Source organism: Pseudomonas sp. HMSC076A11, from assembly GCF_001810205.1.
Classification (GTDB): Bacteria; Pseudomonadota; Gammaproteobacteria; order Pseudomonadales; family Pseudomonadaceae; genus Pseudomonas; species Pseudomonas aeruginosa.
Genome location: NZ_KV800319.1, coordinates 192445 through 202907, shown reverse-complemented (window position 1 = coordinate 202907; position 10463 = coordinate 192445). Strand labels below are relative to the sequence as shown.

At 62.6% G+C, this 10463-nt stretch carries 9 protein-coding genes; 5 read left to right on the top strand and 4 right to left on the bottom strand.

Annotated elements, in window-relative coordinates; genetic code table 11:
- The first annotated feature begins 104 nt into the window (after window positions 1-104).
- Window positions 105-2957, top strand: coding sequence for a valine--tRNA ligase (locus HMPREF2716_RS25320; protein WP_003453781.1), 2853 nt, complete (start codon window positions 105-107; stop codon window positions 2955-2957).
- Window positions 2958-3003: 46 nt separating this feature from the next.
- Here HMPREF2716_RS25320 and HMPREF2716_RS25315 read toward each other — a convergent pair whose 3' ends face one another.
- The 4 genes from HMPREF2716_RS25315 to HMPREF2716_RS25310 all read right to left on the bottom strand — a co-directional run bounded on the left by HMPREF2716_RS25315 (window position 3004) and on the right by HMPREF2716_RS25310 (window position 5319).
- Complete coding sequence (locus HMPREF2716_RS25315) at window positions 3004-3366, bottom strand: hypothetical protein (RefSeq protein ID WP_048909923.1); 363 nt, start codon at window positions 3364-3366, stop codon at window positions 3004-3006.
- Between the two features lie 86 nt (window positions 3367-3452).
- Entirely contained in the window at window positions 3453-3836 is a 384-nt protein-coding gene (locus HMPREF2716_RS29490) for a hypothetical protein (protein ID WP_123903205.1), read from the bottom strand.
- A 331-nt stretch (window positions 3837-4167) separates the two neighbouring features.
- Window positions 4168-4467 carry a hypothetical protein gene (locus HMPREF2716_RS29485; RefSeq protein WP_123903204.1) on the bottom strand — a complete coding sequence of 100 codons (300 nt, stop codon included), beginning with the start codon at window positions 4465-4467 and terminating at the stop codon, window positions 4168-4170.
- Between the two features lie 429 nt (window positions 4468-4896).
- Window positions 4897-5319 carry a hypothetical protein gene (locus tag HMPREF2716_RS25310; protein WP_223720404.1) on the bottom strand — a complete coding sequence of 141 codons (423 nt, stop codon included), beginning with the start codon at window positions 5317-5319 and terminating at the stop codon, window positions 4897-4899.
- Window positions 5320-5724: 405 nt separating this feature from the next.
- On the opposite strand from HMPREF2716_RS25310, the gene HMPREF2716_RS25305 reads away from it, so the two are divergent.
- From HMPREF2716_RS25305 to HMPREF2716_RS25290, 4 genes are all read left to right on the top strand, one after another.
- Window positions 5725-6702 carry an ABC transporter substrate-binding protein gene (locus HMPREF2716_RS25305; RefSeq protein WP_003100588.1) on the top strand — a complete coding sequence of 326 codons (978 nt, stop codon included), beginning with the start codon at window positions 5725-5727 and terminating at the stop codon, window positions 6700-6702.
- Between the two features lie 83 nt (window positions 6703-6785).
- On the top strand, window positions 6786-7676 hold the full coding sequence (locus HMPREF2716_RS25300; protein WP_003092881.1) for an ABC transporter permease: 891 nt from the start codon (window positions 6786-6788) through the stop codon (window positions 7674-7676).
- Window positions 7677-7678: 2 nt separating this feature from the next.
- On the top strand, window positions 7679-8473 hold the full coding sequence (locus tag HMPREF2716_RS25295; RefSeq protein WP_003159390.1) for an ABC transporter ATP-binding protein: 795 nt from the start codon (window positions 7679-7681) through the stop codon (window positions 8471-8473).
- Window positions 8474-8591: 118 nt separating this feature from the next.
- Window positions 8592-10424 (top strand): SLC13 family permease, encoded by a 1833-nt coding sequence (locus tag HMPREF2716_RS25290; RefSeq protein ID WP_003100585.1) that lies wholly within the window; start codon window positions 8592-8594, stop codon window positions 10422-10424.
- The last annotated feature ends 39 nt before the right edge of the window (window positions 10425-10463 follow it).

Genomic DNA, 10463 nt, shown 5'->3' with positions numbered 1-10463 from the left:
CCCCGCCGCGGCCCGCGGCCTTACCCCCGGGCCGCCATCCCCGCTATACTCCCGAACTTTCTTCGCATTTTCCCCAGCCATATTCAGCTTTGGTCCCCTTTCGCATGGACAAGACTTACCAGCCGCACGCCATCGAGACTTCCTGGTACGAGACCTGGGAGTCCAACGACTACTTCGCTCCGAGCGGCGAAGGCCAGCCCTACACCATCATGATCCCGCCGCCGAACGTGACCGGCAGCCTGCACATGGGCCATGGCTTCAACAACGCGATCATGGACGCGCTGATCCGCTACCGCCGCATGCAGGGCCGCAACACCCTGTGGCAGCCGGGCACCGATCACGCCGGCATCGCCACCCAGATGGTGGTGGAGCGCCAGCTCGGCGCCCAGGGCGTGAGCCGCCACGACCTCGGCCGGGAGAAGTTCCTGGAGAAGGTCTGGGAATGGAAGGAACAGTCCGGCGGCAACATCACCCGGCAGATTCGTCGCCTGGGCTCCTCGGTGGACTGGTCGCGCGAGCGCTTCACCATGGACGACGGCCTCTCCGAAGCGGTCAAGGAAGCCTTCGTGCGCCTGCATGAAGACGGCCTGATCTACCGCGGCAAACGCCTGGTGAACTGGGACACCAAGCTGCACACCGCGATTTCCGACCTGGAAGTGGAAAACCACGACGAGAAGGGCCACCTCTGGCACCTGCGCTACCCGCTGGTGAACGGCGCGAAGACCAGCGAAGGCCTGGACTACCTGGTGGTCGCCACTACCCGTCCGGAAACCCTGCTGGGCGACGCCGCGGTCGCGGTGCACCCGGAAGACGAGCGCTACGCCAAGCTGATCGGCCAGTTCGCCGAACTGCCGATCGTCGGCCGGCGCATCCCGATCGTCGCCGACGAGTACGTCGACCGCGAATTCGGCACCGGCTGCGTGAAGATCACCCCGGCCCACGACTTCAACGACTACGAAGTGGGCAAGCGCCACGACCTGCCGCTGATCAACATCTTCGACAAGAACGCCGCGGTGCTGGCCCAGGCCCAGGTGTTCCACCTCGACGGCAGCGTCAACCCGAACCTCGACCCCAGCCTGCCGCAGAGCTACGCCGGCATGGACCGCTTCGCCGCGCGCAAGGCCATCGTCGCCGAGTTCGAGGCCATGGGCTTGCTCGAGAAGGTTGACGACCACGCACTGAAAGTACCGAAGGGCGACCGCTCCGGCACCGTCATCGAGCCCTGGCTGACCGACCAGTGGTACGTCAGCACCAAGCCGCTGGCCGAAGACGCCATCGCCGCCGTGGAAGACGGCCGTATCCAGTTCGTGCCCAAGCAGTACGAGAACATGTACTTCTCCTGGATGCGCGACATCCAGGATTGGTGCATCAGCCGCCAGCTCTGGTGGGGCCACCGCATCCCGGCCTGGTACGACGAGGCCGGCAACGTCTACGTCGGCCGCGACGAGGTCGAGGTGCGCACCAAGCAAAAGCTCGGCAACGAGGTCGAGTTGCGCCAGGACGAAGACGTTCTCGACACCTGGTTCAGCTCCGGCCTGTGGACCTTCTCCACCCTCGGCTGGCCGCAGCAGACCGAGTTCCTCAAGACCTTCCACCCCACCGACGTACTGGTCACCGGCTTCGACATCATCTTCTTCTGGGTCGCGCGGATGATCATGCTCACCATGCACCTGGTGAAGAACCCCGACGGCACCCCGCAGATCCCGTTCAAGACCGTCTATGTCCACGGCCTAGTGCGCGACGGCCAGGGCCAGAAGATGTCCAAGTCCAAGGGCAACGTACTCGACCCGCTGGACATCGTCGACGGCATCGACCTCGATACCCTGCTGCAAAAGCGCACCAGCGGCATGATGCAGCCGAAGCTGGCGGAGAAGATCGCCAAGCAGACCCGCGCCGAATTCCCCGAAGGCATCGCCAGCTACGGCACCGACGCCCTGCGCTTCACCTTCTGCTCGCTGGCCTCCACCGGCCGCGACATCAAGTTCGACATGGGCCGCGTCGAAGGCTTCCGCAACTTCTGCAACAAGATCTGGAACGCCGCCAACTTCGTCATCGAGAACACCGATGGCCAGGACACCGGGGTCAACGGCGAGCCGGTCGAGCTGTCCTCGGTCGACCGCTGGATCATCTCCCAGTTGCAGCGCACCGAGCAGGAAGTCACCCGCCAGCTCGACGCCTTCCGCTTCGACCTGGCCGCCCAGGCCCTCTATGAGTTCATCTGGGACGAGTACTGCGCCTGGTACCTGGAGCTGGTCAAGCCGGTGCTGTGGGACGAGAACGCCCCCATCGAGCGCCAGCGCGGCACTCGTCGCACCCTGATCCGCGTGCTGGAGACGGCCCTGCGCCTGGCGCACCCGTTCATGCCGTTCATCACCGAGGAAATCTGGCAACGCATCAAGGGCCAGGCCGGCAAGGAAGGCCCGACCCTGATGCTGCAACCCTGGCCGGTGGCCGACGAAGGCAGGATCGACGCCGCCGCCGAAGGCGACATCGAATGGGTCAAGGCGCTGATGCTCGGCGTACGGCAGATCCGCGGCGAGATGAACATCTCCATGGCCAAGCGCATCGACATCATCCTCAGGAACGCCTCGCCCAGCGACCACCGCCGCCTGGCCGACAACGAGCCGCTGCTGATGAAACTGGCCAAGCTGGAAAGCATCCGCGTGCTGGAAGCCGGCGAGGAAGCGCCGATGTCCGCCACCGCCCTGGTCGGCGACATGGAAGTATTGGTGCCGATGGCCGGCCTGATCGACAAGAGCGCCGAACTGGGGCGCCTGGACAAGGAGATCCAGCGCCTGGAAGGCGAGGTCAAGCGCGTCGGCGGCAAGCTGTCCAACGAAGGCTTCGTCGCCAAGGCCCCGGCCGACGTGATCGAGAAGGAACGCGCCAAGCTAGCCGAGGCCGAACAGGCCCTGGCCAAGCTGGCCGAGCAACGGCAGAAGATCGCTGCGCTCTAAGCACTCTCGCCAAGGTACGGGGCTGCGGCCTCGTACCTTTCTTCCCTCAGGCGCCGCTGTCTATCTGCGCCGAAGTGATCTGGCATACCGCGTTCACCGTGGCGCTGGCCGAATAGGCGATCTCCGGCAGTTTGTTCTGTGTGGCCAGGGCGCTCAGCATCAGCGACAGCATGGCCTTGCCGGCATCGGTATTCATCGGCGGCAGGCGCATCAGGCCAAAGCCGCAATCCGCCGCTCCCGGCTTGCTGACGATGAAGCCCCAGCCTCCACCCGGAGAATTTGCGTCCACCATGAAGCCCACGCGCATGATGGTGACGTTGTTGACTTTTTTATCGATGGCGTGGGCTGATATTGATGTGAATAGCAGCCATAACAAAAAACAATAACACCTTAAAAAACAAGAAACCATTAACAACACTCACTGCAAAACGTCAAAACCCCACTCTATAAACTGACTAAAGCAACCATGCCTTTAGAAAAATAAATATCCATTAGTTACCCACCTATCTTTCTCAATACTGAAAAAGCTTTATGCCTATTTTTTTGAGAGGCGCTCCGCCCCTCAACCACCCCCTCCAAGCGTGCTAGTAGTACATCACTGACTTCTACTCCTCCTTGCTCTATCCAAGAAAGTGCCAAACCAATCCAGTAGTCAGACTCACTATCCAGTCCCGCCAAAACAACATTTAAGTAACAAAATCCCCCCTCAAGCTTTTCCCTAACCTCTTCGTAAGGTTTCTCCAATAAAACCAGAACCCTCCAAAAACTCTCTTCCTCCTGGAGAAAAAAGACCTGATCCCCCATGGACAAATACCACAACCCTTCTGAATTACACCGTAGCGCCATACCAGCTTTAATATAATATTCAAAATCAGCCATCACATCCCTCTCTGGCGCTCAACCTCACACCATATTCATGAAAACTTCAACCCTTACCATGACAATTGATATATCTCAACAAGAATAAATACTTACCCACACATCCATAAACAGCAAAACAAAACCCACCCAAACCATCCTCATTCATTTAAAATTCACCGCAAATACCAACCATTTCACCCAGAAACCTATCTATAACGGCAACAGGAAAATTATTCTACCCAGCCCAGCCGTTCAAACAAACCCTCCCAGGCAAAACAAGCCCCTACAAACTTGCGAACCCTTATAAAGAAACACTCAAATAACCGCACCATTTTCAAGCTAGAGAAATTCAAAATATTTCTTTAACTACCCCCACCCCTACGACACGATCAAGCTCCCTGATTTCAAAGACATCACCAACCTTCACGTCATTACCGAAGAACTCCCAGCTAGCAAACTTTATCCTAGCCACAACAGCCTCTCCCGGATAGATGACTTTATCTCCAGGATAGGTATGGACCCCACTAGCAAGATATTCCACCTGACGAAATTTATGCTGCGGAGAGTATCCACTCGCAACACCTTTTACCTTAGGCCTAGGCACTTCCTCAGATAATTCCACCAAGGCTAAAATATCGTATCTCTTCATCAAGTCACCGAAAACTCATGATGAGTTACTTTCATTCAGTAAGTCCATGCCACCCTCCTTGGCGGCTACCACTCAAATGGATGGGCTCCTATCAACTCTCCCACCCATGCTTCTAACAGCCTTGATTAAACCGCCCGAGCACCGAGTCATAAAAGCGCCCATTCATCCCAACTCATTCTCCTTGACCTCAACTAAATCCCTCCTATAGACCTGCGCACTCTTATAAAGAAACAAAGAGACAGCGGCATAATCCCCTCTTACCCCCCGGCTGTCCCAAGCGCCAATCCACAAATGTTGGATACCCACTTTCACGAGGGGGATTAAAGGTCAAAAACGCTATACCAACATGAACATCAGGAAGCGATCCTTTATATGCCTGCACACTTACTTCCGACGATCCTTGAGCAGGCCGCCCCCATATCTCCTGACTCAACGCCCGGTACCGCTGGCTACCTGCAGTACGCCGTGCGCGGAAGGGTTGCCGCTGACGATCAGCAGCGAGTCGCTGGAATCGTTCGGCTGCAGGACCAGGTCGAGGATGCCATCGCGATTCAGGTCGCCGATGAAGCTCTGGTAGGGCGCCGCCGTCCAGGCCACGGCGTTCAGATCCGCCGCCGGTGGATCGTAGAGGGCGCTGTAGCTGGCACCATTGCGCAGCAGGACGACATTCTTCAACGGTGGCAGGAGCGGAATCGGCGTAGCCACTTCGCCTCCCACCACGACCACCGAAGTGACCGCCTTCAGGTAGAGGTCCGGCTGACCGTCGCCATTATAGTCGCCGCTATAGACACGGAAGTTTGCCGAACGCCAGCCAGCGGCGGTCGCGTCCCCGACCATGAGACAGATCGCCACGGCGACGATCCACGCACTCCAACGCCCCACCATGCATCCCCCAGAGCCCACCCCCATGGCAGGCACGCAGACCGGGCGCAAAGCACCGCTCCCAGGCAGGCGGTGCGGTACGCGTCCTTGCAACTCGGGAGACGTTTACCACAAGGCCATCAATTGGCCACATATCTTTGGTTGGGCTCGAAACCGATGACCTTCTGTTCGGAGGCCACGCGGGGCCTCATCGAATTTTCGCAAAGGGCAGGCACTCCCCCTTGCCCGCCCCCCAGCGGTAATCCCGCCGCAAGAAAAAACATCAAACCTGCTGACGACTTGCGCGAAAAATGCGATGTTTCGGCCACGCTGTACCCGCACCGCCCAATCAGAACAATTCGCTACAGCGCGCCAATACAATCAGGAGATCGCCGCATGATGCAGGCCTATAAGAATAAATGGTTGCCCCTCAGTGCCCTGGCCCTTGGCATGGCCCTGTCCTTCGGCGCCAACGCCGACGAGCAGAAGTCGGTGGCCGTGACCGCCATCGTCGAGCACCCGGCGCTGGACGCCGCTCGCGACGGGGTCAAGGAGGCCCTCCAGGAGGCCGGCTACGAAGACGGCAAGAACCTCAAGTGGCAGTACCAGAGCGCCCAGGGCAACACCGGCACCGCCGCGCAGATCGCCCGCAAGTTCATCGGCGACAAGCCCGACGTGATCGTCGGCATCGCCACTCCGTCGGCCCAGGCGCTGGTGGCCGCGACCAAGAGCATCCCGATCGTCTTCAGCACCGTCACCGACCCGGTCGGCGCGCACCTGACGCCGAGCTGGGAAGCCTCCGGCACCAACGTCACCGGGGTTTCCGACATGCTCGCGCTGGACAAGCAGATCGAGCTGATCAAGAAAGTGGTGCCGGGCGCCAAGCGCATCGGCATGGTCTACAACCCGGGCGAAGCCAACTCCGTGGTGGTGGTCAAGGAGCTGAAGGAACTGCTGCCGAAGATGGGCCTGAGCCTGGTCGAAGCCTCGGCACCGCGTTCGGTGGACGTCAGCTCGGCGGCGCGCAGCCTGGTCGGCAAGGTCGACGCGATCTACACCAACACCGACAACAACGTGGTGTCCGCCTACGAGGCGCTGGTCAAGGTCGGCAACGATGCGAAGATCCCGCTGATCGCCTCCGACACCGACAGCGTCAAGCGCGGCGCCATCGCCGCCCTCGGCATCAACTACAAGGAGATGGGCAAGCAGACCGGCCGCATGGTGGTGCGCATCCTCAAGGGCGAGAAGCCGGGCGAGATCAAGCCGGAGACCAGCGACAACCTGCAGCTGTTCGTCAATCCCGGGGCCGCGCAGAAGCAAGGCGTGACCCTGTCCGACGAACTGCTCAAGTCAGCCGCGGAAGTCATCAAGTAAAAAAAGCGGCCGCCGGCCGCGGGCCTCCCGCCCGTGGCCGGACGGCACGATAATCCTGCCTTCACGCACTCGGTTACGAAGTCATGTCTCTGTTTTCCCTGTTCGGTGCCCTGGAGATCGGCCTGATCTTCAGCCTCGTGGCACTCGGCGTGTTCATCTCCTTCCGCCTGCTGCGCTTCCCCGACCTCACGGTGGACGGCAGCTTCCCGCTCGGCGGCGCGGTCTGCGCGACCCTCATCGCCCTCGGCTGGGACCCGTACAGCGCGACCCTGGCGGCCACCGCAGCCGGCGCACTGGCCGGGCTGGCCACCGGCCTGCTCAACGTCAAGCTGAAGATCATGGACCTGCTCGCCAGCATCCTGATGATGATCGCGCTCTACTCGATCAACCTGCGCATCATGGGCAAGCCCAACGTACCGCTGATCGCCGAGCCGACATTGTTCACCCTGCTGCAGCCGGAATGGCTCAGCGACTACGTGTTCCGGCCGCTGCTGCTGGTGTTCATCGTGATCGCCGCGAAGCTGCTGCTGGACTGGTTCTTCACCACCCAGAAAGGCCTGGCGATCCGCGCCACCGGCTCCAACCCGCGGATGGCCCGTGCCCAGGGGGTCAACACCGGCGGCATGATCCTGCTCGGCATGGCCATCTCCAACGCGCTGGTGGCGTTGGCCGGCGCGCTGTTCGCGCAGACCCAGGGCGGCGCCGATATCTCCATGGGTATCGGCACCATCGTCATCGGCCTGGCCGCGGTGATCGTCGGCGAGAGCATCCTGCCCTCGCGCCGGCTGATCCTGGCGACCCTCGCGGTGATCCTCGGTGCCATCGTCTACCGCTTCTTCATCGCCCTGGCGCTGAACAGCGATTTCATCGGCTTGCAGGCCCAGGACCTGAACCTGGTCACCGCGGTGCTGGTCACCGTCGCCCTGGTGATTCCGATGATGAAGAAACGCCTGCTCGGCAAGAAGGGAGCCTGACCATGCTCAGCGCGAAGAACCTGAAGATCACCTTCAACCCCGGCACCCCCATCGAGACCCGCGCCCTGCGCGGCCTGTCGCTGGACATCCCGGCCGGCCAGTTCGTCACCGTGATCGGCTCCAACGGCGCCGGCAAGTCGACCTTCCTCAACGCAGTCTCCGGCGACCTGCCGATCGACAGCGGACAGATCCTGATCGACGACGAAGACGTCACCCGCAAGCCGGTCTGGGCCCGCGCCAACCGCGTCGCGCGGGTGTTCCAGGACCCCATGGCGGGTACCTGCGAGGACCTCACCATCGAGGAGAACATGGCCCTGGCGCAGCGTCGCGGGACCGGTCGCGGCCTCGGCAGGGCGGTGCAGGCATCGATGCGCGACGGTTTCCGGGAAAGCCTGGCGACCCTCGGCCTCGGCCTGGAGAACCGCCTCGGCGACCGCATCGGCCTGCTCTCCGGCGGCCAGCGCCAGGCCGTCAGCCTGCTGATGGCGGCGCTGCAGCCGTCGCGTATCCTGTTGCTCGACGAACACACCGCGGCGCTCGACCCGCGCACCGCCGACTTCGTCCTGCATCTCACCGCACGGATCGTCGCCGAGAAGAAACTCACCACCATGATGGTCACCCACAGCATGCGCCAGGCGCTGGACGTGGGCGAGCGCACGGTGATGCTGCACCAGGGCCAGGTGGTGCTGGACGTCTCCGGCGAGCAACGCAAGGGCCTCGACGTACCGGACCTGCTGGCGATGTTCGAGAAGGTGCGCGGCGAGAAGCTCGCCGACGACGCCCTCCTCCTCGGCTGACAGGGCCGCGGCGCCTCTCCGCGGCGAAGCGGGGAGGCGCCGTCGACCTGCAGCAGATCAAGGCGCGATCCGCGTCCGTCTGCCACACTCGCAGGCATCCTCCCGCTCAGATGCCCGCATGAACCTCGAACTGCTCTGGGTGGTCGGCCTGCTCGCCACCACCGTCGCCCTCTTCATCCACAACCGCCTGCGCCTGGACGTGATCGCCCTGCTGGTGATCATGGCCTTCAGCGTCAGCGGAACCCTTACCCTCAACGAAGCCCTGGCCGGCTTCAGCGATCCCAGCGTGATACTGATCGCCGCGCTGTTCGTGATCGGCGAAGGCCTGGTGCGTACCGGGGTGGCCTACCAGGTCGGCGACTGGCTGATCGCCCGCGCCGGCAGCAGCGAAGCGCGCCTGCTGGTACTGCTGATGCTGGCGGTGGCCGGGTTGGGCTCAGTGATGAGTTCCACCGGGGTGGTGGCGATCTTCATCCCGGTGGTCCTGAGCATCGCCGCCAAGCTGAAGATCCCTCCGGGCCGGCTGATGATGCCGCTGGCCTTCGCCGGACTGATCAGCGGCATGATGACCCTGGTCGCCACGCCACCGAACATGGTGGTCAACAGCGAGCTGGCGCGCGAGGGTCATGCCGGCTTCGGCTTCTTCGCCTTCACCCCGATAGGCCTCATGGTGCTCGCCATCGGCGTGGCCTACATGCTGCTCACGCGCAACTGGCTGAACGCCGCCAGCCCGGCGGAAGTCGGCGCGCCGAAGGCACGGCGGACCCTGCGCGACCTGATCCGCGACTATCGCCTGGCCGGCCGCGAACGGCGCCTGCAGGTCCAGCTCGGCTCGCCGTTGATCGGCAGCACCCTGGAAGAACTGCAACTGCGCACCCGCCTGGGCGCCAACGTGGTCGGCCTGGAGCGGGTACGCAAGTTCCACAGCGAGGTGGTCAAGGTCGGCGGCAGCACCGAGCTGAAGGCGGGCGACGTGTTGCTGCTGGACGTCTTCGCCCCTCCGGAGGACATGGACCGGCGCTGCGCCGAGCTGAACCTGGTGCGACTGCCGTTCCGCGCCAGCTACTTCATCGACCAGTCGCGGGAGGTCGGCATGGCCGAGGTGACTCTGCCGCCGGACTCCACCCTGCTCGGCAAGAGCGTCCTGGAACTGGGCTTCCGTTCGCAGTACGGGCTCAACGTGGTCGGCCTGCGTCGCGACCACGAAGCGCTCACCGACGGCATGCTGGAAGAGAAGCTGCGCCTGGGCGATACCCTGCTGGTGATCGGCGCCTGGAAGGCGATCCGCCAGTTGCAGGGACGCAACCGCGATTTCCTGGTGCTCAGCCTGCCGGCGGAGATCGACGAGGTGGCGCCGGCCCTGAGCAAGGCGCCGCACGCCCTGCTCAGCCTGGCCGTGATGGTGGCGCTGATGGTCAGCGGAGTGGTGCCCAACGTGGTCGCGGCGCTGGTCGGCTGCCTGTTGATGGGCCTGTTCCGTTGCATCGACATGGACGGCGCCTACCGCGCCATCCATTGGCAAAGCCTGGTCCTGATCGTCGGCATGCTGCCCTTCGCCCTGGCCCTGCAGAAGACCGGCGGTATCGACCTGGTGGTCTCGCTGCTGGTCGACGCCCTCGGCGACGCCGGCCCGCGCGTGCTGCTGGCCAGCCTGTTCCTGCTCACCGCGGCCATCGGCCTGTTCATCTCCAACACCGCTACCGCGGTGCTGATGGCGCCGATCGCCATCGCCACCGCCAAGCAGATCGGCGCCTCGCCCTACCCCTTCGCCATGGTGGTGGCGGTGGCGGCCTCGGCAGCCTTCATGACGCCGATTTCCTCGCCGGTGAACACCCTGGTGCTGGGCCCTGGCCAATACCGCTTCGGCGACTTCGTCCGGATCGGCGTGCCATTTACCCTGCTGGTGATGTTCGTCTGCGTGCTGGTGATTCCGTGGCTGTTTCCATTGTGACCGGGCCAGGAGCGCGCCGCTCGGCAGAAACACTGGCCA